This is a genomic window from Spirosoma gilvum (assembly GCF_054776815.1).
This window is the reverse complement of record NZ_BAAHBH010000001.1, coordinates 543088-567311: the sequence shown is the minus strand read 5'-3', so window position 1 is coordinate 567311 and position 24224 is coordinate 543088. Positions and strand designations below refer to the sequence as shown.

General features: G+C 46.4%; 19 protein-coding genes. 14 read left to right on the top strand and 5 right to left on the bottom strand.

The genetic code is table 11. The annotated features are described in order from the left end of the window. Positions 1-7 precede the first annotated feature (7 nt). The 7 genes from ACYVFD_RS02275 to ACYVFD_RS02245 all read left to right on the top strand — a co-directional run bounded on the left by ACYVFD_RS02275 (position 8) and on the right by ACYVFD_RS02245 (position 8016). Positions 8-1033 (top strand): glycosyltransferase, encoded by a 1026-nt coding sequence (locus tag ACYVFD_RS02275; protein ID WP_461088097.1) that lies wholly within the window; start codon positions 8-10, stop codon positions 1031-1033. Then, positions 951-2069: a hypothetical protein gene (locus ACYVFD_RS02270; protein WP_461088095.1), complete on the top strand. Its 1119-nt coding sequence runs from the start codon at positions 951-953 to the stop codon at positions 2067-2069. The genes ACYVFD_RS02275 and ACYVFD_RS02270 overlap by 83 nt, the downstream gene beginning before the upstream one ends. Positions 2070-2185: 116 nt before the next feature. Then, positions 2186-3295, top strand: a complete 1110-nt coding sequence (locus ACYVFD_RS02265; protein ID WP_461088093.1) for a glycosyltransferase family 4 protein — start codon at positions 2186-2188, stop codon at positions 3293-3295. Positions 3296-3298: 3 nt separating this feature from the next. Continuing rightward, positions 3299-4195 carry a glycosyltransferase family 2 protein gene (locus tag ACYVFD_RS02260; protein ID WP_461088091.1) on the top strand — a complete coding sequence of 299 codons (897 nt, stop codon included), beginning with the start codon at positions 3299-3301 and terminating at the stop codon, positions 4193-4195. Positions 4196-4298: 103 nt separating this feature from the next. Next, complete coding sequence (locus ACYVFD_RS02255; RefSeq protein WP_461088089.1) at positions 4299-5675, top strand: hypothetical protein; 1377 nt, start codon at positions 4299-4301, stop codon at positions 5673-5675. Then, positions 5675-6841: a glycosyltransferase family 4 protein gene (locus ACYVFD_RS02250; RefSeq protein WP_461088087.1), complete on the top strand. Its 1167-nt coding sequence runs from the start codon at positions 5675-5677 to the stop codon at positions 6839-6841. The genes ACYVFD_RS02255 and ACYVFD_RS02250 overlap by 1 nt, the downstream gene beginning before the upstream one ends. A gap of 20 nt (positions 6842-6861) precedes the next feature. Continuing rightward, entirely contained in the window at positions 6862-8016 is a 1155-nt protein-coding gene (locus ACYVFD_RS02245) for a glycosyltransferase (RefSeq protein WP_461088085.1), read from the top strand. A 49-nt stretch (positions 8017-8065) separates the two neighbouring features. On the opposite strand, the gene ACYVFD_RS02240 is transcribed toward ACYVFD_RS02245, so the two are convergent. The 3 genes from ACYVFD_RS02240 to ACYVFD_RS02230 all read right to left on the bottom strand — a co-directional run bounded on the left by ACYVFD_RS02240 (position 8066) and on the right by ACYVFD_RS02230 (position 11824). After that, positions 8066-8914, bottom strand: coding sequence for a polysaccharide deacetylase family protein (locus tag ACYVFD_RS02240; protein ID WP_461088083.1), 849 nt, complete (start codon positions 8912-8914; stop codon positions 8066-8068). Between the two features lie 98 nt (positions 8915-9012). After that, on the bottom strand, positions 9013-9777 hold the full coding sequence (locus ACYVFD_RS02235; RefSeq protein WP_461088081.1) for a methionyl-tRNA formyltransferase: 765 nt from the start codon (positions 9775-9777) through the stop codon (positions 9013-9015). A 64-nt stretch (positions 9778-9841) separates the two neighbouring features. Then, positions 9842-11824 (bottom strand): sialate O-acetylesterase, encoded by a 1983-nt coding sequence (locus ACYVFD_RS02230; protein ID WP_461088079.1) that lies wholly within the window; start codon positions 11822-11824, stop codon positions 9842-9844. Positions 11825-11956: 132 nt separating this feature from the next. Between ACYVFD_RS02230 and ACYVFD_RS02225 the strand changes: the two genes are divergently transcribed. The 4 genes from ACYVFD_RS02225 to ACYVFD_RS02210 all read left to right on the top strand — a co-directional run bounded on the left by ACYVFD_RS02225 (position 11957) and on the right by ACYVFD_RS02210 (position 15642). Then, positions 11957-12889 (top strand): glycosyltransferase family 2 protein, encoded by a 933-nt coding sequence (locus ACYVFD_RS02225; RefSeq protein ID WP_461088077.1) that lies wholly within the window; start codon positions 11957-11959, stop codon positions 12887-12889. A gap of 44 nt (positions 12890-12933) precedes the next feature. After that, positions 12934-13500: a WcaF family extracellular polysaccharide biosynthesis acetyltransferase gene (locus tag ACYVFD_RS02220; RefSeq protein WP_461088075.1), complete on the top strand. Its 567-nt coding sequence runs from the start codon at positions 12934-12936 to the stop codon at positions 13498-13500. Continuing rightward, the gene (locus tag ACYVFD_RS02215) at positions 13497-14270 is read left to right on the top strand and encodes a glycosyltransferase family 2 protein (RefSeq protein ID WP_461088073.1); all 774 of its coding nucleotides are present in this window, start codon (positions 13497-13499) and stop codon (positions 14268-14270) included. The genes ACYVFD_RS02220 and ACYVFD_RS02215 overlap by 4 nt, the downstream gene beginning before the upstream one ends. A gap of 163 nt (positions 14271-14433) precedes the next feature. Further along, complete coding sequence (locus tag ACYVFD_RS02210) at positions 14434-15642, top strand: glycosyltransferase family 4 protein (RefSeq protein WP_461088071.1); 1209 nt, start codon at positions 14434-14436, stop codon at positions 15640-15642. Positions 15643-15722: 80 nt separating this feature from the next. Here the strand turns inward: ACYVFD_RS02210 and ACYVFD_RS02205 are convergent, their stop codons facing one another. Further along, positions 15723-18749, bottom strand: coding sequence for a beta strand repeat-containing protein (locus ACYVFD_RS02205; protein WP_461088069.1), 3027 nt, complete (start codon positions 18747-18749; stop codon positions 15723-15725). Positions 18750-19297: 548 nt separating this feature from the next. Between ACYVFD_RS02205 and ACYVFD_RS02200 the strand changes: the two genes are divergently transcribed. Next, positions 19298-20626, top strand: a complete 1329-nt coding sequence (locus tag ACYVFD_RS02200; protein ID WP_461088068.1) for a glycosyltransferase — start codon at positions 19298-19300, stop codon at positions 20624-20626. Positions 20627-20742: 116 nt separating this feature from the next. On the opposite strand, the gene ACYVFD_RS02195 is transcribed toward ACYVFD_RS02200, so the two are convergent. After that, positions 20743-21129, bottom strand: coding sequence for a hypothetical protein (locus ACYVFD_RS02195; RefSeq protein ID WP_461088066.1), 387 nt, complete (start codon positions 21127-21129; stop codon positions 20743-20745). 655 nt (positions 21130-21784) lie between these two features. On the opposite strand from ACYVFD_RS02195, the gene ACYVFD_RS02190 reads away from it, so the two are divergent. Both ACYVFD_RS02190 and ACYVFD_RS02185 read left to right on the top strand, forming a co-directional pair. Beyond that, entirely contained in the window at positions 21785-23410 is a 1626-nt protein-coding gene (locus ACYVFD_RS02190; protein ID WP_461088064.1) for an ArnT family glycosyltransferase, read from the top strand. 353 nt (positions 23411-23763) lie between these two features. Beyond that, positions 23764-24144 carry a LytR/AlgR family response regulator transcription factor gene (locus ACYVFD_RS02185; protein WP_461088063.1) on the top strand — a complete coding sequence of 127 codons (381 nt, stop codon included), beginning with the start codon at positions 23764-23766 and terminating at the stop codon, positions 24142-24144. The last annotated feature ends 80 nt before the right edge of the window (positions 24145-24224 follow it).

Here is a 24224-nt window from a genome sequence, read left to right as displayed (position 1 = left end):
TGAGCGTATGACAACATCTGTGCAAAAACCAACCATTTCCATAGCCCTCTGTACGTACAATGGGAAAACCTATTTACCCGTACAATGGCATAGCCTGCTTCATCAGCATCAGTTACCGGATGAAATTGTTATTTCTGACGACTGCTCAAGTGATGGCACCCCTGAGTTGCTGAAAGAATTGGCGGCCAACGTGTCTTTCCCTGTTCGAATTTTGCCAAACAGGACCCGCTTAGGCTACAATAAAAACTTCGAACGGGCTATTGCTGCCTGTCAAGGGGATCTGATTTTTCTCTGCGATCAGGACGACTTCTGGCTTCCGCAGAAAATCAGTACGATGACCCAGTACATGATTGATCATCCCCAGGTGCAGATGGCTTTCTGCGATGCCTGGGTTACTGACCAATACCTCGACGGGCGCGAAGAACGCTTCTGGAAAGCGGTTCGTTTCGATGAAAAAACCAAAAATCGGTGGCTGTCAGGGGAAGTAATGGATATTATGCTGGATGGTAACCGGATGATGGGCTGTGCTACGGTACTTCGGCGCTCCTATCTGTCAGTGCTGTTGCCCATTCCGAAAACGATCCCAGGCTACATCTATGATGGCTGGTTGGCGTTAGTAGCAGCGACTCAAAACGTCGTTCAGTTTATTGATCAGCCCCTACAACTCTACCGAACACATGTACAACAGCAGGTTGGCGTACGACCTCAGGAAGTTGGGGAGCGTATTCGCCTGCGCGATCGGCTTACCCGACATCGGGCCCGTAAACTTGCTCCGCTGCATAAAAAACAGATCCAGTTGAAGGTACTTAGCCAACTTTTGAGCGAACGGGTTCCAGCTAATTCGCCAGGCCTGCCTCAACTCGCTCGTCAGTTGGCCCATTATACCATGCGGAGCAATTTGCCCCATAATCGTCTGAAACGATTTGCGCCTGTACTGACCAGTTTATGGGATGGCAACTACCACCGTTATGCCGATCCAGCCGCCGATTGGTATGCGCCTTATCTGGCAGTTTTGGGCGATTTGTTCGAATGACGTAGTTTTGCTCACTGTGTTACTTACCATCTGTACAATTCGTCAATTACCCCAGGCTCTTGCTCTGGGCGATAGCTTCCGTCAACATGCGGCTACTGATCCATTTGTGTTGATTGGTTTAGCTGATGATCCGGCCCAGTTGCCATCGGGATTCGAGTCTCCCTATCCGCTCCTTCCGGTCCGGGATCTGTTATCAACAGAAGAACTAAACGTCCTTTCGGCTCAATATACCCCGGTAGAATTTTCGGCGGCTTGTAAGCCTTTGTTCATTGCAGAAGCGTTACGTCGGTATCCTGAAACGGATCGAATCATCTATGCCGATCCGAACATTCATTTTACTGCTCCTATCGACCAAATCTGGACCCAGTCTGGCCAGGCCAATTTTATTCTGACACCGTTCATCACACGGGATCTGGCGCTACCTACTGTTACAGCCAGGTCGTGGCCCGATGAAAAAGCCTTTCAGAACGTAGGACTTTATAACGCTGATTTTCTGGCTTTCAGGCGATCAGCCGAAACCGAGCGTATGCTGGTCTGGTGGGATGATCGGGTACGTGAGCGGGCCTTTATCGACTTCTGCGCCGGGCTTTGTCTGGACCAGATTTGGCTCATGCACGTTCCTGTCTTTTTTCGAAATGTAGCCATTATCAAAAATCTGGGCTGGCACGTCGGGCTCTGGAATCTCCCCGAACGAACGCTCCATTCAGAAGCCAGTAACTGGTTTGTCAACGGTCCGTCAGGTCAACATGAACGCTTACAATTTGTAAATTTCAAGGGCCTGCATAACCCCGACGAAGGATTATTCCCTCATCAGAATCGCGTCCTATTGTCCCAACATCCAGAAGCCAAACTCTTATTAAACACCTATCGGCAAGCCATTTCCGTTTATCAGCAATTACCATTCGAAACGATTCAGCCTGCTTTTGGGCAGCAGCCGGAAACGCCAATTATACGAGGCTGGCGTTACCAAACAATTCGATCGATGAAGGCTGTTAATCGTTTTCTGGATCAGGTTTATCTTCCTGCCATTCGATAAGTGCCGGCGGGTAATAATCGATAGAGGTCAAGGATTTATCGGCAAATACCGCTACTTTTGTCGGCAAGTTTTCTCAGAAAAATACAAACCGGCATATGGTTTGTAGGTTTTCCTACATGAAAGTACTCTTCGACCATCAATCGTTCACGGGCCTGCCTTATGGGGGCGTTTCCCGCTATTTTTTTGAACTGATGCGTTCATTCGCCAAGCGATCAGACGTTGAGTTTGAATTGTCGCTGCGGCTGTCTAACAACGAATATTTAGATCAGGCATCGTTTAGCAATCATCTGCGGTATCATGGCCTTGCCCAGATTCGTAATGCACACCGCGTTGCCTCCGTCCTGAATCGACTGTATAGCTTACAACGCGTTCGGGCGGGTAAATTCGATGTATTTCATCCAACCTACTACCATCGGTATTTTCTGAAAGCCATTGATAAAAAACCGTTTGTGCTCACGTTTCATGATGCAACCAGCGAGCGGTTTGGCCAACAGTACCCCGAAGTTGGTGAAGGCCTGTATGACTTAAAAAAGCAGCTCCTACGCCGGGCCGACTGCATCATCAGCGTGTCGGAATTTAGTAAACAGGATTTGCTTCGTTACTTCCCTATCGAGCCCGACAAGGTAAAAGTCATTCATCTGGGTACCCGACTAAGCGATATAGCCTCATCCGTCGATTTACAACCTCGGCCAATTGAGGCACCTTATCTGCTGTATGTGGGCAAGCGGGGCTTATATAAAAACTTTACCGGTTTTTTCCGGGCTATTCAGCCGATCCTGCATCGCTATCCCGATCTGCACCTCATTTGTACTGGTGGCGGATCATTTACGCCGGAAGAACAGTCTTTGTTTTATGCCAGTCGACTAAATGAGCAGGTTCATTACCGACCCATTACTGATGCAGGTCTGATGAATCTGTATCGTCATGCCCGTGCGTTTGTATTTCCATCGCTCAACGAGGGCTTTGGGCTACCCGTGCTGGAAGCATTTAGTGGAGGTTGCCCGGTGGTGTTAAGCAATCGGAGTTCGCTGCCAGAAGTAGGGGCCGACGCAGCCCTTTATTTCGATCCGGAAGATGATGATTCCATCGCCCATGCCATTGAACGAATCGTTACTGATGATGCGCTTTGTGCGGAATTACGGCAGAAAGGTGCCCAACGGCTGCATCTGTTCTCGTGCGACAAAACAGCTCAGCAAACGCTGGAGGTGTATCAATCTATGTGCTAAAGCATGAATTCGAACCAAAGATCACTTCAGTCGTTTGTTACGCAACCTTATTCGCCATCCGTATCTGCCAAATCTGACTCAGTCCAGTATCCTAAACTTACGGTTGTTACGCCCTCATTCAACCAGGCCCGATATCTGGAGCGGACTATTTTAAGCGTCCTGAATCAGAATTATCCTAATCTGGAATATTTTATCATCGATGGCGGGTCAACGGATGGCAGCGTCGATATTATCAAAAAATATGAACCCTATCTGGCGGGCTGGGTCAGTGAAAAGGATCGGGGGCAAACCGATGCTATCAATAAAGGGTTTCGGCGCGCTACGGGCGATTATGTCGCGTTTCAAAACTCCGACGACGTGTTTGCACCGAATGCGTTCAGCCGGGTAGCCGAAGCCTGGCGTAGAATACCACAGGCCGACGTTTTTTTCGGCGATATGTACATTACCGACGAAGATGACGTTATTTTGGAGGAAATGCGTGCCCCCGACTTCTGTATAGAATGCCAGATTTACGAAGGTATGCAGGTGTTTAATCAATCGCTCTTCATGCGACGCACCCGATTAGAACAGTTTGGTTTGCTTGATGAAAGTCTGCGGTTTGTTATTGATTACGAAATTGTAGCCAGGCTGGGCGTTCAACCAGACGTAACGTTTCACCATGTTGATGGTTTTTGGGGTGGTTTTCGGGTTCAGCCTGATGCTAAATCATCCACAATTGCCAGTTCGGTGGGACTTCAGGAACACGAGCTTGTCAAAACGAAATACCAGCCTATGCTGACATCATCGCTGGGAGCATCGTTCTGGCAACGTTATTGCCGCATTCGAAAACTACTGGCTTTTGTGGGCAAAGGTCAGTTTACATATGTTATTCATCGGCTCAGGCTACGCCGGGCCAGATAACTAGTACGGTATTTAGTTTACGGTATTCAGTGCTGATTCTAACGACGAACCAGCCTCAGACACTGAGTAGCGAAAACCGAAGACCGAAAACCATACTCTGTTTATGAACAGTTTGATTCGTCTGTTTCGGTCCCTCGATTATATGCGGATGGTACTCGGTATCTGCATTATTGTGGATGGCTATCCGCTTATTTTCTTCTTTCGGGAGACAATGCGGCTGGCTCCGGGAAATTCCACCTTTACGGCCCTTGCTTTTGCGGGCGGCTTAATGCTAATGGTGCCGTTTACCATTTTCCGCCGACTCTACCGACCCAATATTACCATGTTTTATCTGGGAATGGGGTACATTATTCTCAGCATATTGTACATGTTCATTTTCAACGGTGTACCGGGTTTTGAGGATGCAGGCCGGGATATGATCTACTTCACGTACGTGCTGATTTTCATGTTCCTGCTGATCAATATTCCGAACGAGATTATTCCGCACGTTATTCCAGTGATTGTATTGTTTACCCTGGCCTCCAATCTGGGACTGGTCTATTCCCTAATCACTGATCCAACGTGGACCATTGGCCAACGAGCTACTATCACGTTAAACAACGGTGATGCGGGCTCAGGGAATCCGCACGCGTTTTCGCGGAATGCCTACATGGGTGTTGTAGCCTGTGCCATCTGGCTGGTACGCCCAAACACAAACATTATCTTCCGCTTGCTGTCGTTTTTTGCCGGAGTGCTCAACATCGCGGTTCTGGTCCTGACCCAAACCCGGTCGGCTATTCTGGCTTTTCTGGTCGCGATCTGTTTTTTCATGTATTTCAATGTACGGCCATCCCAGATTCGTACAGCAGCCCGCAGTCTGGTCAGACCCATTCCCATCATGGTTATGGTGGTGGGGTTCATGGGTGTTATCTATTTCTTTCAAAAGTACCTTACTACCTATCTGATTCTGTATGACTATGTGACGGCTTTTTTGACCCGGAACATGGAAACAGTTTATGCTATGCTCGGTTTAAAGTCGGCAGGGCATGATTACAAAGCCGTTTTGGACGACTCAACAGCCAACCGTTCGGTCAGTACGATGTTTCTACAACTGGTCATATTCAGCCATATGGAAATGCTTATTCTAGGATATGGCTATAAATATCTTTACCTGGATATTCCAGTTCTGGAGTCGCTTATCAACCAGGGAATTTTAGGGTTCGTTTTATTCGGTGGTTTAAACTGGTTGGTGTTGAAACAATCCTGGCGCATTATGCGGACGAACCCCAATCAGCTAAGCGTCTTTTTGGCTTATTTCTATATCCTGATTCTGGTCCAGTTGTTCACGAATGGTCGCCCCAATGAGATTTCGTTCTGGTTTCCGCTATGTCTGATGATTCGATTCATGGGTGTAGAACATCTGTTCCCAGCCCACTTGTCAGACAACCCAGTAGTGGCTCAGGATCAATATGTTGTTGTGCCTAGTCCTGAACCAGCCTGATGCGTATCCTAATTGTCCATAACCTGCTGTGGGCTCATTACAAATCCAGCGTATTCCAGGCATTACAACAGGTAGTCGATCAACGGGACGATATAACCGTCAAGGTGCTGCAAATTGCCCGGAATGAACGTTCCCGTGCCAGTTTGGAGGTTTCATCCGACGAAATAGCTCCGACCTATTCGTACACGTATGAATTACTTTTCGATAGGTTTGTAGAAGATGTCGGCTTACGCGAACGGGCGCAGGCGCTCCTTCAACGGGCCCGTGCGTTTCGACCTGATGTAATCAACCTGACGGGTTACTATGATCCAGCCCAGCTTCTGTTACTACTCTGGGCAAAAAGCAGGGGTATACGGGTGGTTATGCAGAATGAAAGTACAGCCGCCGACCAACAGCGGGGTGGTTGGAAGGAGCAGCTAAAGCGATGGACTTTCCAATTGTGCGATGGCTTCTTTTGCTTCGGTAGTCAGGCCGCTGATTATCTCATTCAACTAGGCGTACCGCCCGCTAAAATTTTACTGCGAAAGAACGCCGTCGATAATAACGCATTGGTAGCAGTTTACGAACGAACCCTGTCACAACGAACCACTCAGCAACAACAGCTTGGATTACGTCCTAAAAATTTCATTTTCGTCGGACGGCTCATCGAAATCAAGAACCTGCCCATGCTCATCACGGCTTTTACGGAGGCAGGCAAACGGTCGATCAACCGCGACGACTGGGGGTTGATTCTACTGGGCGATGGTGCTGAACAGGAAGCAATAAATCATTATATTAAGAAGTTAGGCGTAGCTGATCGGGTTACGCTATTGCCGGGTCGCCCCTGGTTTCGCGTTCCTGAAGTGCTGGCCCTTAGCGATGTGCTCGTCTTACCGAGCCGTTCAGAGCCCTGGGGCCTGGTCGTAAATGAAGCCATGGCCTGTGGCCTGCCCGTTATTGTGTCGGATCGATGCGGTTGCGCTATTGATCTGGTTCATGATGGACAAAATGGCTTTGTTTTCAACCCCGACCAGCCAGCGCAATTGACCTATCGATTGATCCAATTTATGGATGGTACAGTTAATGCCCGGCTGATGGGTCAGCTCGCCAAAGAGTACATTGCCCCCTACGCTCCCGAAGCCGTTGCGCAGGAAATGCTCGATGGGTTTATCAAAATCACAAAATAATCGGTTATTTCGCGGCATCTATGCGAATTTTAAACATTTGTGCGTACACCTGGCAAGCAGGTGGTCCTCCAAAAATTATTTTCGACCATACACAGGTTGTACTCCGGTACGGGCATCAGGTTGACATTCTAAGTCCGATTTCACCTGGCGAAAAGCCCTATACCGTACCCGAAGGAGCCCGGCTCATTCTGTGTAAGCGCACACCAGGTATCAGTCGGTTCTTCCGCGAATTTTCGATCGAGTTATACCAGTACCTAAAAAACCATATTTACGAGTACGACGTCATTCACTGCCACGGGCTTTGGCATTTCGGAACGCTGGCTCCGTTTATGCTCGACCGTACGGTTGCTAAAGTCATCACCATTCATGGCGTGCTCGACCGTTGGGTGTATGCGCATAATAACTGGAAAAAACAGCTTATGGATACGTTGGCTCAGAAGGCGTATCTGCGTCGGGCCGATCTGGTTCAGATCAATAACACCGACGAACAGGAGGATGTACTGCGGTACCTCGGTCAACAGCATCCGAACGTGGTGATTATTCCGAATGGCGTCAAACTGAGCGATTTTGCGCAACTCCCAGCCAAAGGCACATTCCGAAAAAAATTCAATTTACCGACTGATAAAAAGCTGGTTCTGTTTATGAGTCGGCTAAACGTCAAGAAAGGGTTAGGCATACTCCTTCCCGGCTTTCAGGCATACGTTCGCACGCACCCCGATACCGTTCTGGCCATTGCCGGCTCCGACGATGGGTATGAAGCCACGACCCGTCAGTTTATTGAGCAGCACAATCTGGGCGAGTCGATTCGGTTGGTAGGCATGCTTACAGGCGATGATAAAAAAGCAGCCCTGGCTGATGCAGACTTGTTTACGCTTCCCTCCTATTCCGAAGGCTTTTCGATGGCGGTACTGGAAGCAATGGCTGCCGGAACACCCGCATTGGTATCGGACCGGGTTGGTTTTGGAGAAGCCATTCGAAAACACGAAGCGGCCGGTGTATTAACCAGTCAGACGGCCGAAGCCGTAACGGAAGGCCTGGCGCACCTACTTACGAATGACCTTCTCCGCCAGCAGGTAGCCGCCAACGCCACACAGATGGTCAAAACCTACTATGACATCGATATAGTGGCCAAGCAATTGCTGGACGAGTACGCGAAAATCAGTAAGAAAAAATAGCGAATAACATTCAAAACAGCCTGTTAACTGTCTGGATCTTTCGTTATGGCTACACCGTTCGCTGAATAACACGGTCCCAGTTGACCTGTTTATCGGCTTCGGCCAGATCCACAAATGGGAATTCGGTAAGGAGTTGTTTCAGCTTGGGTAAACAATTTTTGAGGCCATAGTACGATTTAAATCGGCGCATCCGGCTTAGTCCCGGAATCATCGGCTGCTCGGCATCGAAATCGCGTGGGTGGAAGTAGGTCATCACATACGGCGACCGACGCATCAATCCCTTAATAACTGAATAGGGAAACAATCGGAAGTACCCGCCACCCGAAAAAATCAGGTCCTGCCCGACAACGGCGGCCGTATTGATTGGAAACTCTTTCAGCAGCGTACCGCCTACGTTCAGGTACCCAGGCTCGAACATGCCCAGCGAGGCATCGCCCCCATGTGCCCGTCGTGCCGAAAACACGGAGCAATCAATCTCAATACCCTGTTCGACCAGAATTGGAAAGACCCATCGGTTGTATTCCTTTATTGAAAAACCCGGCGCCCGATACGACCGTACTTTTTTGCCTGTCAGGTCCTGCAAATGCTTGATCGAACGCACTAAATCATCCTGAAACTCTTCGGGCGTTTGCTCATAGGCAAGCTGATGGGCATACGAATGCGTAGCGATCTCATATCCAGCCGCATCGATTCGCCGGATTACATCGGGATGCTTATCGGCCACCCAGCCCAGGCAAAAAAAAGTGGCCCGGCTTTTGGTGTCGTCCAAAAGCTGAAAAATCAGATCCATATTCTGGTAAATCCGGGTCTCATAACGCCCCCAGTCGGCTTCTGTACGGGTTGTGGCATTATCCAGAATATGAAACCACTCTTCAATATCAAACGTCAGGATGTTCATGAAAAAGGGAGGAAAGGGAAGAAAGGCAGGAAAGAGAGGAAAGGCAGACGATTATATCCTTCGTCTCCTTCCTCTCGCTTCTTCTTTTCTTCCTTCTTTTAATAAAATCGCTTTCCGGCGGCCCGGAAGGCTTGTACATCCTCGCGGGTGGGGAACGTGAAATACGTCATCTGCGAGGCATCGTTTTCGATAAGTTCGTAGTTACCCGAATGAATTTTTTCGATCGATTCCAGGATGGCATCCATCCCCATTTTTTTGGTTACGTCGATCAGTTCCGCCTGGCTCATATTGCCAATAGCGAGTTTTTTCTGCACCAGAATTGGGCCACTGTCGATTCCCTCATCCACAAAAAATACCGATACGCCGGTATGGGTTTCGCCATTTTTCAACACCCAGAACGAAGGCATCAGACCACGATATTTTGGCAATAGTGCCGTATGCAGGTTGATACAGCCATAGGTTGCCGCATCGAGAAGTTTCTGCTTGAAAATCTGATTGCCCGCAATCGACACAAACAAATCGGGTTTGTATGACTTAAGCTTATCCAGATTCTCATCTTTATTAATGCTCCCTTCGATATGGATGAGTGGAATATTCCGCTCCGCCAGCACCTTCCGAACGTTATTTCGGCTGTTCAGTTTCGACATAACGAATTTGGTACCATACCGGATAAAAAATGGGAGCCCAAAGATGTTGTATGTCTTTTTCATCTTTTCAGAAAATGTTTCACGCTTCCCAAACGGCGAAACGTCAAACACTACCGTGGCCACCACTTCGGCATAAGGAGGTAATTTATTGAGTAGATAATCAATATTACGAGCGAGGTAGAAAGGATCATCCTGCGTAAGAATCACAAGGCGCATAACCAATTCATGAGTGTTGGAGCCACAAAACTACGTATTCCGCCGAAAAGGCAAGGTCGGTGGCTTATCGAACGATTATTTTTCGGCGTAGTGTATGTCCCTCGGCCGTTTGCAGATCGGCTATATACAATCCGGTGCCGAGGTCGCCCAGTTCCAGCGTAAACGCGTTTTTGACATGTCCATGCCAGCTTTTGACTATCCTGCCGATCTCATCCCGAAGCGTTAGATCGGTAAACGTAAGCTGGTCGGCCTGAACATGAAGTACCCGATCGGCCACTACTGGATTTGGGTAAAGTCGCACCAGCGGTTCGACAGGTTCGATGCCCAGGACCAATGGCTGCGTTTTGACCACATTGCTGTATACTGACTCTGAGGCACTGCTGTAAGCCCGTAGCCGATAATAATACGTACCGTACATATTGGGCAGATTAGGGTCAGTAAACGTATTGGTGGTTCCGTTCAGAACCGCAATTTGTTTAAACCGAGTCGCTACGGTATCTGACCGTTCAAGAATCTGCACATCGGAACCGGCCGACGCTATCCAGTTCAATTGAATCTGTTTTTCGGATAAGGGCTTGGCCGCCAGCGTTGTAACAGTAGCAATGGCATCAGTAATAGGAACATCAAACGAAAACGCTCGCATGCCCCGGGCGTTTCGGAGAGTCGGGCCGTCGTAAAAGGAAGACACCTCATCAGAAAAGTAGGCCGGCAGATAGCGTAGTCGTTTCGCCGTTGATGCCTGTGTCAGAGCAAGTTTTACCCGATTTCCGATGGGTGTACCCGTCTTCACAAAACCCGGCTGTCCATCCAGGTAAAAATAATCTTTCTGATAGCGAGTTACCGTAAGCTGCCCCGTTGCAAAATTATAAAAAGTGGTATCATTTTTCCAGATGAGCTGATCGGTAAACTCCATCGTCACCGAGTCTTTCTGAGGATTATAAAATACCCGTTTGATGTCAGGCGAATTGATCTGAACAGTGTCCTTCGACCCATAGATGTCGCGGGCGATTTGTCGAAACTGCTCAAAGGCAAGCCGTTGGTAAGCTAACGCTCCATAATGAACGCCATCATAACCGGGCGTTCCAACGGTGGCAATGGTCTCGACATTCTTATATAAATACTTTGTTCGGCGTTGAAAATCGCGTAGGGCAGCCGCGCTATCCTGTGGATTGGAATTACTCAGGATATTGATCTGCCCAACATAGATTCGCATGTCGCCATAATCTTCCCGAAACTGGTTGTAGAGCGTTCCAAATTTCCCGGCATAATTTTTTGCACCCGTGCCCGCATCCTCTTCCCCCTGACGCCAGATGATTGCTTTGGCTATTTTAGCGACGCCAGCCCATTGCGCCCGATAGAGCAAATCCCCATAAATTGTAAATGGGTTAGCGTGATTATTGGGATCACGGGCCATCAGCGCGTCAATACCTGTTCCTCCTTCAGCCCCATTGAGCACACAGGTTGGGATTCCATAATTCTGTAGAATCAACCGTTGCAGCGTCAATCCAAATCCACCTACACTTCCATAAGGCTGCTTTGCCGGGTACCAGGCTATTTTATCCGGCGATTCACCGGATTCGTATCCCGCATTTCTCAGGTATTTATCGTCGAAGTTGAAGGAGTAATAATCTTCCAGTTCGGCCAGTGCCAGTGCATTGGATTGACCATGAATAATATACACATCGCCACAAACCACCCCATTCTGGTTGGCAATCAAAGACGAATCTGACTCCGTATACGCATACACTTTGAATGTATATTCGGCGCGTTCGGCCTTAATAATTGACGAAAATCGGAACAGCGTACTATCGACATTGGGAGCTAACGACTTGGTTTGTAGACTGACCAGCGAGTCTTCGCGCCATACTTCCAGATTGAGTTTTGTATGCCAAGGGGTATAATTAATTCCGCTTATAACTACTTCTGCCTGATTATTAGCATCCCTTGGAAAGAGCTGGTAAGAATGGGGCATTTGCAGAAAAACTACCTGTGCTGGTGCGGAGAAATAGTACAAAAACAATATGATGGTAATGTAAAGTGCTTTCACAAGCTTTGTCGAGTATAAAAAAAGTTATAATATTGCACTATTGTTTCTATGCAAAATTTTTTGGTAAAGTAAGGCTTTTTTTACAAAAACCGACAAAAAAGGCTGCTTATTGAGCAAACAGTAACTCTACGTATGACCGACGTATCCGTCATCATTCTGACATTCAACGAGGAAAAACACATCACTCGCTGCCTGGAAAGCCTGCTCCCGTTTACGGACAAAATCTTTATTGTCGATTCATTTTCAACGGATCGCACGGTTGAGATTGCCCGATCGATGGGCGCAGTTGTGGTACAAAATGCGTGGGTAAACTATGCTACCCAATACAATTTTGGTATTGAACATAACCCTTTTCAAACGAGCTGGCTTATGCGTATGGATGCAGATGAGTATGTTATGCCAGAACTTGCTGCTGAAATCAATCAACGCCTGACAACGCTGCCCGATCATATTGGTGGAGTGTATGTGAAACGCCGGGTATTTTTTCTGAATAGATGGATAAAATATGGAGGCTACTACCCTATCTGGCTGCTCCGCCTATGGCGACGAGGGGACGGTTTTTGTGAACAGGTGTGGCATGATGAACACATTAAGTTAACCAAAGGCGACCCCATTCATTTCGATCACGACATCGTTGATCATAACCTGAATAACCTAACCTGGTGGACGCAGAAACATAATCATTACACCATTCTGGAAATGATTAACCTGCTCAATTACAAGTATCAATTCGATCAGGCCGAAAAAGTACAACCTCGTTTCTGGGGCACTCAGGATCAGCGAATGCGATTTTTGAAGGAAATGTATGCATCATTTCCTTATTTCACCCGGCCAATTCTATACTTTATCTACCGATACTTTGTTCGATTAGGTTTTTTAGATGGACGTCCGGGTTTTGTCTGGTGCTTTTTACAAGGCTTATGGTATCGATATCTGGTCGACGCTAAGCTGCTGGAATTAGACATTCGGGTTGGTCGCGATAAGGACGCCATCATTGATTACTTCAAAGCGGAATACGGTAAAGACTTGCGGGCTATCCGGCCTCAACAGGTGACTCAATCCTGATATAAACTGACAATCGCATACGCTTAATCAGGAAAACCATCGGTATGACGGAACAGATCAACGGAAAAACAGACCTGTCACGCTTCGACAATAGCTGGTACGACCACGGGCCACGTTGGCGGGTTGTGTTGTGGTTTCTGGTTAATGCCTATTTTTTAAATACGTACCTGCCCGTACCAACTGGCGTCAAAGTAGCGGTTTTACGGCTATTTGGGGCTAAAATTGGGCGTAAGGTTATGATCAAACCAGCCGTAAATGTCAAATATCCGTGGTTACTGGAAATTGGTGATTACGTCTGGATTGGGGAGCAGGTTTGGATCGATAATTTAAGTAAGGTAGTCATCGGCAACAACGCCTGTCTGTCGCAGGGAGCTATGATCCTGACGGGAAACCACGACTACCGAAGCCAAACCTTTGATCTGACAACCCGGCCAATTACCCTGGAGGATGGTGTCTGGATCGGAGCCAGGTCTGTGGTGTGTGCGGGTGTCCGTTGCGAATCTCATTCGGTATTATCGGTCAATTCAGTAGCTACACGCTCATTAGACGCGTATAGCATTTATCAGGGCAATCCGGCAGCTTTTGTCCGGAAACGAACCATAACGGCGTGAAAGTTTCTATCATAACAGTTGTTTACAACGGCGCAGAGTTTATTCGGGACTGCATCGAATCAATTCTGAACCAGACCTATCCAGATATCGAGTATATCATTGTCGATGGCAAATCGACAGATGGTACAGTTGAGATTATTCAGTCCTACGGCACAAAAATTGCCCGATTTATATCGGAACCCGATAAAGGGTTATACGACGCGATGAATAAAGGCATTCGAATGGCTACCGGAGAGGTCATTGGTCTGCTGAATGCCGACGATTTTTACCGTCATAATCGTGTTGTCGAACATATGGTCGCTACGTTTGAGCGAACGGGCAGTGATGCGGTCTATGGCGATATGCTGTATGTTGACCGATCGAACACTCAGAAACTCAAACGATACTGGCGCTCAGGCTGGTATAGCCCGAACGCTTTTATGTGGGGCTGGATGCCGGGCCACCTGTCGTTCTTTGCCAAACGCTGGCTTTATGAGCAATATGGGTCATTCCGGCTTGATTTGAAAAGCGCTGCCGACTACGAACTCATGTTACGGTTCATTCACAAAAATAAAGCCAAAATTGCCTACATGGATGAGGTAACCATTGTGATGCGGGCAGGAGGAGTTAGCAATAGTAGTCTACAAAACCGAGTACGCGCCAACCGGGAAGATAGATTAGCCTGGGATCTAAATGGACTAAAACCTTACTTTTTCACTTTGTGGTTAAAACCCCTGCGTAAGATCAAACAGTATGTTAGTAAACCACCTGCTATCGAGAATCAGCCATAAATCTTACCGTTAAATCAGATTTCTCGTATACTATTAGCTAAACCCATGATTTTTATGCTCCTTTCGAATCCAAAGCCGAAATATTTCGTCTGGATTTAGGTAGCACTACTCGACGACAGTTTAGAAAACCCGAACGGGTACCACCATCTAACCGTCCTGCCTTATGAACATCGACTTATTCATCGCTTACCTACAACATAAATTTAAGGATGACCTGTTTACTCTCGGGCTCTACCAATGCGTATTATCGTTTCTGGTCGCCTGTTTTGTATCGGTCGTTGCTATTCCGGTCATTATCAAAATCTCCGAGCTAAAGTCGCTCATGGAGAAACCCGGCGAACGTCGGTCACACTCTACACCCACTCCGACCTTCGGAGGCATTGCCATTTTTGCGGGTTTGCTGATTTCTTACTTTTTATGGCCCAGTATTGACCAGACTGAAATCTACCGAACGAATCTGTCCATTGCCGGTATGACGATCCTGTTCTTTATTGGCATCAAAGACGATTTGGTTGGGATCGACCCTGCGAAAAAGATTATGTTTCAGGTGCTGGCCGCCATGATTCTAATTTTCTTCGGTGATCTCCGTGTCGATTACCTGTATGGTATCATGGGCTTTCACCATGTGGCCGAAGTTGTGGGCATCTTACTGACCTGCTTTATTTTTATCGCCCTTACCAATGCCATGAACCTCATCGACGGGATCGATGGGCTGGCAGGCGGTATAGCGACCATTGCCAGTTGCACTTTCGGTGGATGGTTTTTAATGACGAACCATTTCACAATGGCCTGTTTAGCGTTCACGCTGGCAGGGGCACTCCTGGGCTTTCTACGGTTCAATTTCTCGAAAACGAGCAAGATTTTCATGGGTAATACCGGCTCGCTCATAATCGGGTTTATGCTGGCTTTCTTTGCAGTACGATTTGTTAGCCTGAATGCTTCCTACCGGTACGAGCCAACGGCCTTTTTCAATGCGCCTATTCTGGCTATTGTCGTGTTAATTATCCCAATTTTCGATACGTTACGCGTGTTTCTGGTTCGGATTTTAGCAGGCCGCTCTCCTTTCTTTGCCGATCGGAATCACATGCACCATATTCTGCTCGACAATGGCCTTACGCATATTGGGGCAACGGCTGTACTCTGTGGTGTTTCGCTGTTTAATACCATCCTATTTTTGTTACTACATCGGAATATCTCGAATACGCTTTCCCTGTTTATCATTGCTGGTTTATTCGGTCTGTACATGCTGATAAGTTTTAGCCTTAAAATGCGGGTGAAATACATAACCACTCATCCTCGTCGGCGCCGAGCGGTGTTGCGTCGGGAATTACAGAGTGGCATTACCGGCAAACGCATTATTGATTATTTATAAACGCTATCTACAAGCAAAAACGCCCTTCGGAGAATCCGAAGGGCGTTTTTGCTTGTAGATAAACTGGATTTGCTACCAGCTTATTTTTTATCTGACCGTAACAAAAGCTGTTGTACGAGCTGCTTCAGTTCCTGTAGTTCTCCTTCAACCTTCTTAAGCTTTTGCTCCTGATCCTGATTGACCGTTCGCTGCTCCTGGTTCTCCTTTTCAAGCTGGATACTATATAAGGTTAATTCTTCAATTTTCTCCAGCAGTTTTGCATCGGTTTTATGGAGGTCATTTCCTTGTTCGATCATCTCTTTCGCCGACGGGATACCCGGTAGATGCTTATTCTTTTGAATAAACTGCTGCACTTCACCCAGGCTTTTTAAACGATAGCCCGGCGCAAAAACATGGTCACTCCAATCAGTCGAATTTCGTAAAGCAACTTTGATTTTTTCCGTCAAAATCCCATCCTGTACATACAATTTATACCCTACAGGTATTTTTGTTATAGAAGCACCGATGACTACAGCGTCGTCCCGAACGGGGAATAAATTACTATTTTGCCGTACCCATAAATTATCGCTGCTTACCACGTTTGTATTACTAACCACTGATGTGGAGATAACAGTCGTAGAAATGACGGTACCCGATGCGACATTCGCCAGATACACATCGCCATTGGCATTGACGGTTAACACCTTAGTAACGGTTCCGGTCGGAACAACATCGGAAGTCAGGTTGGTGAAGCGTAAACCACTTACGCCCGATGTTGACGAGGTAATTTCCAGTTTGGCATTGGGAGCTGTAGTACCAATACCTACACTAACCGAATTCGCGCCCGTTCCTCCCAACACAATGGCATTACTCTGATTGACAACCGCATTCGCTCCCAGAGCCATTGCATTATTAACTACGGTGGAAGCAGAATTAACCCCGGCCTGATAACCAATGAATACATTGTTTACACCCGTCGTATTTCCCGTAAAGCCTGCACGCTGCCCTATATAGGTATTTCGGGAACCACTTTGATTGGCCAAACCCGTACTATCGCCTATAAAGGTATTTCCATTCCCCGATGCATTATTTGCACCCGCCTGATTACCAGTAAATACGTTATTACCACCTATCGTATTTTTAGTTCCTGCCTGATTACCCGTGAAGACATTGAGCCCACCCGACGTAGATGCATAGCCCGCTTTAGACCCAACAAAAACATTCCCCGAGTTCGTGCTAGTATACCCAGCCGAATCACCAATCATTACATTGTTGTGTCCTGTCGTGTTGGTAAACCCTGCCCGAGGCCCTAAGACTATATTGCTATAGCCGGTGGTGTTACTAAACCCTGTTTGCTGGCCCACAAACACGTTATTCTCACCACTCACATTGCGGAACCCGCTCCGGCTTCCCAAAAATGTGTTGAAGCGCCCAACCGTATTGGCCTGTCCCACACTGTCGCCCACAAACAGGTTGGATGCGCCGGTGGTGTTGCTTCTACCGGTCGTTGTGCCGATGAACGTGTTCTGAGTACCCGTCGTGTTGGCCCGACCCGACAGATAACCCACAAACGTATTCAGTCCGGCGGTGCTGCTGTAGCCCGATTGGAAACCGATGAAGGTATTCTGAACGCCGACCTGATTGAGAAAACCAGCCTTGGAGCCGATCATCACATTGCTGCCGACTGTATTGGTGTATCCAGCCGAATCGCCTATAACCACATTATTAGACCCCGTTACGTTGCTGTAGCCAGCTCGAATCCCTACTGACACGTTATTAGAGCCAGTTGTGTTTGAAAAGCTTGATGTGTTACCAATAAACGTATTGTTGAGCCCAGTGGTGTTGCTAAGTCCCGTTTGCTGACCTACGAAAACGTTATTCTCACCACTCACATTGCGGAACCCGCTACGACTTCCCAAAAACGTGTTGAAGCGCCCAACTGTATTGGCTTGGCCCACACTGTCGCCTACAAACAGGTTGGATGCGCCGGTGGTGTTGCTTCTGCCGGTGGTTGTGCCGATGAACGTGTTCTGAGTACCCGTCGTGTTGGCCCGACCCGACAGGTAACCCACAAACGTATTCAGTCCGGCGGTGCTGCTGTAGCCCGATTGGAAACCGATGAAGGTATTCTGAACGCCGACTTGATTGAGAAAACCAGCCTTGGAGCCGATCATCACATTGCTGCCGACTGTATTGGTGTATCCAGCCGAATCGCCTATAACCACATTATTAGACCCCGTTACGTTGCTGTAGCCAGCCCGTATGCCTACTGATATGTTGTTGGAACCTGTCGTATTTGAGTAGCTCGATGTGTTACCAATAAAGGTGTTGTTAAGTCCGGTGGTGTTGCTAAAGCCTGTACTTTCTCCCAGAAATACATTTTGCGAACCAACGGTATTATTGTAGCCAGCCCGAAATCCGTTAAACGCATTATAAGAACCTGTCGTCGTACTAAACCCGGCCTCCGTACCTAAAAAGACATTTTGTGACCCGGTTGTCCCAGCTCGACCCGCATTAAAGCCTACAAACGCATTTCGAGTACCAGTCGAGTTATTATAGCCCGAAAAGCTTCCTAAAAATGCATTTTGCGAACCCGTATTTCGATACCCGGCAAAACTACCGACGAAGGCATTATCTACACCTATTAAATTGGTATAGCCAGCATATGTACCCATAAAAACATTCTGGGAGCCTACTGTATTACTATATCCGGCATAAGCTCCCAGAAATGAATTGGAGAATCCAGTGGTATTGAACTGACCGGCATACCCCCCTAATATGGCATTCTGTGAGCCGATCGTATTATTAGCTCCTACGTTTATACCGACAAATGTATTTTGCGAGCCGGTGGTATTGGCCTGTCCAGTACCAAATCCCATAAAGACATTGTAATAGCCCGTTGTGGTTGAATGACCTGCATTGTACCCCATGTACACATTATACAGTCCACGCATGGAGCTGTTGCCGGCAAAAGGGCCAACCAGCGTATTAAAATTGCCAGGGGTAACGGAGTTGGGTGTGGTTACCGAATAGTTTGATTGGCCAGATACTACTGACGGCAAGCCTAACATGAATAACCCAATTACGAAGCGATTTCCGTTGAAAAAACGAGATATAGTTGCTATCATAATCTATGCCAAGTATGAAACGTGAGAAAACTGGATACGACTCAATCAAATGTACACGAATCGAAACCAATTTGATAATCGACTATCGTATTCTATTTACTATCCGGTAGCTACAAAATCGTTTACTAATACCATTGATAGGTAAGAATTGAAGTCATCGATAGCTCTCACCGAATTGTAAGCCGCAAGCCATTATATAAATTTGACGCTTGCCAGACAAAAACCGTCTGTTAAACCCTCAAAATCCTGCAATAATCATTCCAAACGGCTATTTCTCTGTTGCTTACGCTGCTTTTCCTTTCTAACGGCTGCGGCATCTGGGCTCAACAATATAGCCTTTTTCGATAAGACGCTCCGACAGCAGCGGAGTAGGCTTAAGGTCAACGCTGCCTGAACAGCACATAAGACTTACGTCAATAGCATCGAAAAAATAGTGACGCTGTTGTAGTTTCTGTTTGCCTGCTTCACCGTTGGTTTCTTCCGTTTCATGGTAAGTGTCATTGGTCGCCTTTATATAAGCAGACAATTTTGGGTAAACAACAGATACTATGACACCTCAGCGCATTCTCTTCGCCACCATGCCAATGGATGGCCATTTCAGCCCTTTAACCGGTTTGGCTGTACATCTTAGCCAGGCCGGTCACGATGTCCGGTGGTATGTAGGCGGACATTACGGCCAAAAGGTTCAGCAATTGGGCCTACACCATTATCCATTCAAAAAAGCAAAAACCGTTAATCAGGAAAATATGGATAGCCTGTTTCCTGAACGAGTTACCTTAAAGAGCCCTCTGGCTCGGCTTCGGTTCGATATCCAACAGGTATTTTTACTCCGCACCCCCGAATTTATTGACGATCTTATTGACATTCATGCTGAATGGCCGTTCGATCTGATTATCCACGACATAGGTTTTACGGGCGGCCTCTTCGCCAAACATTTACTCCGTGTCAAAAATGTTGGGGTTGGGGTGGTCCCATTAGCCGAATCAGATGCTTATGTAGGAACATCGGGTCTGGGATTACGGCCACGTACAGGCTGGTTAGGCCAGCAAGTTCTGTCGTTAATTCGCTATTTGGTTCAGGATCGTGCTTTAAAAACCTGCCATACACTTTATAATCAGTATCGTCAGCAGTATGGTATGCCCCAGGCCAATAGTTTCGTTTTCGATGATCTGGTACGCTCTGCCGATCTTTATTTACAAAGCGGAGTGCCCGGTTTCGAATATCCACGCCAACGGATAAGTCCCAATATACGCTTTGTTGGCCCCCTCCTCCCGTACAGCAAAGGCAAAAAACGAGCCTACGAGTTGATTAGTAAAATATCCAATTTTAAACGGATTATACTCGTCACCCAGGGCACCATCGAACGCGATGTAGAGAAAATAATCGTACCAACACTGGAAGCATATAAAAACGAACCAGATACGCTGGTTATCGCGACAACAGGTGGTTCGCAGACGTGTGAGCTTCGGGCCCGTTATCCGCTCAACAATATACTGATTGAAGATTATATTGATTTCAACGTAGTTATGCCCTACGCTCATATTTACGTCACCAACGGCGGTTATGGCGGGGTCATGCTGGGGTTACAGTATAAGTTACCCATCGTAGCGGCAGGTGTTCATGAAGGTAAAAATGAAATTGCCGCTCGTTTGGCTTATTGCCGGGTGGGCATCGACTTAAAAACCGAACGGCCTAAGCCCATACAGATTTATAAGGCGGTTGAAACCATCCTGTCTGATATGACCTACCGGGAAAATGTACAGAAGTTAAGCATCGAATTTGCCGCTTATAATCCGAATCAATTGGCGGAAGAATACATCAATGCCTTGTTCAGTAAATCGAGGAGTAGACCTGCAATTGAAAGCGCATGGGCCTAAACAACAATGGACAGTGATAAACAAAGAGCTTATCACTGTCCATTGTTGTTTATGTAAGCTAAGCCGGACATAGTAAATAGTTATGCCGACCACCTACCGCTTAAGCTAATGTAGAATTATAAATCAACCGTTTCCTTTATTAAGTTTAACAAAGCTAAATCCAGTCCCTGAGGCTTTTTTGCTGTATTGACGGCCGGATGCCGGACTTCCGATGCATTATTTTTAGTTAACAAGGGCACAATCTCTGGCCAAAAGTCGCATAAAAACCAGTGCATATTCATGCCAGGATGGTTTACCGTTCGAAATGCATCCAACAGAATGGCTTTGGTTTTGGGGTCAGCCGTCTTAAGGACAAATTTCAGTGTGAAATAAATAGCTGATAATTCGGTCCGGGAAAACTCGTTTCCCCAGCTACGAGCCTTTACACCAGGGAATTCAACTTCTGTTGCAACAAGCGTCTTAATATACTCTTTCAGTAAACTAACGTTGGTTTTTGTGTTCATGGTGGTTGAGTTTTATTTCCACATAAATGAGTAAAATTTCGATAATTCTAAAGGAGTGTTTAATAAATTTACTAAGCGTACCTATTTCACTATACTTTAGTAAGCGTTTGGCTCGTATTGGGCTAGTAATTATACTTAATCGACTGTCAGCTCTACAAGATCAATAGTAATTGTAATCGTTATGGAAAAACTAAAGCCTTGTTTGTGACTCAACCATCTCTTAGCGGGTCTAAAAATAAGACCGACGCAATGTGGTCACCATCTGCAGACTAACAAACCCTACCTATGATTGGTGGGGTTTTGTGTTTTTAGCGACCTCAGCTTCAATTCTGGTTGACCATTTGATAAATCGACCCCCAAGGAATCGATCTATCATTCTGCCACTCGCAGTAGTCATTTCCTGTTATTACCCAATCAAACCAAGAATATATATGCTTAATTATCAGTGATATATAAAAATATATCACTGATAAGAATACCATTTGATGGACTAGACTGCTACGATTTCTCAGTGCAGATTAATAGCACAATCTATACTATAAATTGTCTTTATCAAGGCACTTACTAACATGTTAGAAAATTACTAGTTAAACAATTACCTTAGTCTTATATCAATCTGCCTTCTATTAAACCTATCCTCTATTCAATCAAAAATATGATAAAAAGAGAATGGCTAATTATCGGCTTATTGTATTGTGCTGTTACCTTGTTCAATATCAATAAAGCCTACCACATGGATGATACGTTCCACCTGGAAGCCGCCAGTTGGATAAAGGAGCATCCATTCCGGCCTATGTCTGGCTTCATTAATTGGGACGAAAACAAAGAACCCATGCATAAAGCCAATCAGCCACCCCTGTATTTCTATCTGGTGGCACTGGTCAGTAGCTTATTCGGCACCGGAGAAATTGCCCTTCATCTTTTCCAATCCATATTTGCGCTACTTTCTTTAGTCATCTTTTATCGAATAACGCAGTCTTTGGCCCTGAAAAAAGGGCTATTGCTGACTGCGCTTCTGGCTTTTTGTCCAGCGTTCCTCATCAATCAGAACCTGATGGTCGACAGTGCGCTACTGTGCTGCGAACTGGGTGCTTTTTATTACTTACTCACACCAAATGAATCCTCACCCTCAGGGCCTTACTGGAAAGCAAGTCTTCTATTGACCCTTAGTCTACTTATAAAATACACGACCATGCCCCTGCTGGTTGTTCTGTTGATCACTATACTCTGGCGTAAACAGTATCGGTATTTATATATCGTGCTGGTACCTATCGCTGCGCTAGGGCTTTGGTCTGTATGGAACTATGTAGAATATGCGTCTATACATATTGTGAATCGGCCAAAGAACCCCATGACATTGTTCCTGGTTTCGGCCAACGTACTTAATTTTATCATATGCCTGGGGTCTATTTCACCTTTTTCGCTGGCTTTCCTAACGGGCTATTTGTCGCGGCATAGATTCACTGTTTATTTGATTCCTATAGTAGCCCTGTCGTTTGTCGGGTTAACCATCGCTACGGCTCAGGACCAGGTATTCATTGGCACAGCCAATACTATATTATCCACCACCTTTCTTATCAATGGATTATTGTTACTGCTATTTGTTGGGCTGAGTGTCTGGAAAAATAGCCTGGAACTACGCAAATCCATTAAAACTACAGATGTAATTTTGGTTTTGTGGATAGCCAGCATCAGTGGATTCATTATTCTATTTGCCCCCTTTATTGCCAGCCGTCATGTTTTGCTGATCATTCCACCTATCTTATTGCTGGGAGGTCGATGGATCGAAACCTTATCCGTAGTAAATACCTGGCAGTCAGTTGTTGTAGCCGCTACTCTTACAAGCATCCTGGCCATCAATGATTGGATGCTCGCTGACTTCTACCGGCAAAAGGCCCGCGAAGCCGCTATCGTATTGCCTCATCAACGACGTATCTGGACAGCAGGCCACTGGGGGTGGCAGTGGTATGCCCACCAACATGGGTTTAAAGAAATCCAGGCCGATTCCATGCAGTTTCGAGCCGGAGATTATTTAGTAAAGCCACAGGGCATTGACAGCCAGCAAGTTCCGGAAGGGGTTACGCTTCAACAGATTGGCTACCTAACTTCACCCTACAACTGGCTGCTTTTTGTATCGACTGGACTGTATAGCTGCTTCTATGGTCGAGGGACTGCCTGGGCTTACTCCAAGTTCCCAATCGATACCGTAAAAATGTACAGAATTACAGCAGTACCTGCCGAACCACGCCAGCTGTACAGAGTAGCCTCGATGCGAAAGTAAATCGCTCCTGCAAGAGAAAATCAATACAGTTTTTGAGGTTGTCAATGACTATGCGCTACCGATCGCTTGGCAGTGGCTAGGCCAGACCTCTTTCTCTATAGATTAATTCGAGCATGAGCGGTATGTCAGGAACAATGAGTTACTGACAAAACACTTTTAGGAGAAGTATAAACTTACAAATCCGTTGAGAAGAAAAGCAATCCGGACCAGAACCTAACTCTACAGCGTATTTTTAGAAGTTATCGACGAAAATGTTTGTATATTACAAGTTACCGTATATTAATATTTGACAATTAATATCTTATAGTTTATTCTTGCTTAATCTATTACGCTGTCTACCAACCTTTACATCTATGAAACGCTTAGCTACGGCTAATCTTCAGCATAAGTTTGATCCAGAGCAGGTGATTTATCTGACCGGCGATGTAAACTACAGTTCCGTTTACTTAGAGAATGGGAAGATCATTTATACCAGCAGAACGTTAAAATGGCATCATGACCGGTGGCCTAATTTTTTACGCATTCACAAAGCCAGCCTGATTAATCCGGACTATATTCATCATTGTAAAGTACTTTCTTCCATTGTTGCCTATGTAACGATGAAAAATGGCGCAGTACTTCCCGTTGGTCGTCGACGTATCCATGAAGTGCTCGCCTACTTTGGGCAAATATATACCAGTTCAGGCATTTACTTATTGGATGGGCATTCAGCGTCACAACAGCAGGCAGCCTAATCATAATTAGTCAGATAGCCTAAAAAACCCGACTACAAAATAGCCGGGCTTTCCCACTTTTATCCACACCATTAAGGGTT

Bases quoted from the DNA above. Each gene is read 5' to 3' on its own strand.
- ACYVFD_RS02185 (WP_461088063.1), top strand. From the start codon at position 23,764: ATGAAACGCTTAGCTACGGCTAATCTTCAGCATAAGTTTGATCCAGAG.
- ACYVFD_RS02235 (WP_461088081.1), bottom strand. From the start codon at position 9,777: ATGCGCCTTGTGATTCTTACGCAGGATGATCCTTTCTACCTCGCTCGT.
- ACYVFD_RS02210 (WP_461088071.1), top strand. From the start codon at position 14,434: ATGAACATCGACTTATTCATCGCTTACCTACAACATAAATTTAAGGAT.
- ACYVFD_RS02220 (WP_461088075.1), top strand. From the start codon at position 12,934: ATGACGGAACAGATCAACGGAAAAACAGACCTGTCACGCTTCGACAAT.
- ACYVFD_RS02190 (WP_461088064.1), top strand. From the start codon at position 21,785: ATGATAAAAAGAGAATGGCTAATTATCGGCTTATTGTATTGTGCTGTT.
- ACYVFD_RS02240 (WP_461088083.1), bottom strand. From the start codon at position 8,914: ATGAACATCCTGACGTTTGATATTGAAGAGTGGTTTCATATTCTGGAT.
- ACYVFD_RS02260 (WP_461088091.1), top strand. From the start codon at position 3,299: ATGAATTCGAACCAAAGATCACTTCAGTCGTTTGTTACGCAACCTTAT.
- ACYVFD_RS02225 (WP_461088077.1), top strand. From the start codon at position 11,957: ATGACCGACGTATCCGTCATCATTCTGACATTCAACGAGGAAAAACAC.
- ACYVFD_RS02250 (WP_461088087.1), top strand. From the start codon at position 5,675: ATGCGTATCCTAATTGTCCATAACCTGCTGTGGGCTCATTACAAATCC.
- ACYVFD_RS02275 (WP_461088097.1), top strand. From the start codon at position 8: ATGACAACATCTGTGCAAAAACCAACCATTTCCATAGCCCTCTGTACG.
- ACYVFD_RS02265 (WP_461088093.1), top strand. From the start codon at position 2,186: ATGAAAGTACTCTTCGACCATCAATCGTTCACGGGCCTGCCTTATGGG.
- ACYVFD_RS02245 (WP_461088085.1), top strand. From the start codon at position 6,862: ATGCGAATTTTAAACATTTGTGCGTACACCTGGCAAGCAGGTGGTCCT.
- ACYVFD_RS02195 (WP_461088066.1), bottom strand. From the start codon at position 21,129: ATGAACACAAAAACCAACGTTAGTTTACTGAAAGAGTATATTAAGACG.
- ACYVFD_RS02255 (WP_461088089.1), top strand. From the start codon at position 4,299: ATGAACAGTTTGATTCGTCTGTTTCGGTCCCTCGATTATATGCGGATG.
- ACYVFD_RS02205 (WP_461088069.1), bottom strand. From the start codon at position 18,749: ATGATAGCAACTATATCTCGTTTTTTCAACGGAAATCGCTTCGTAATT.
- ACYVFD_RS02270 (WP_461088095.1), top strand. From the start codon at position 951: ATGGCAACTACCACCGTTATGCCGATCCAGCCGCCGATTGGTATGCGC.
- ACYVFD_RS02200 (WP_461088068.1), top strand. From the start codon at position 19,298: ATGACACCTCAGCGCATTCTCTTCGCCACCATGCCAATGGATGGCCAT.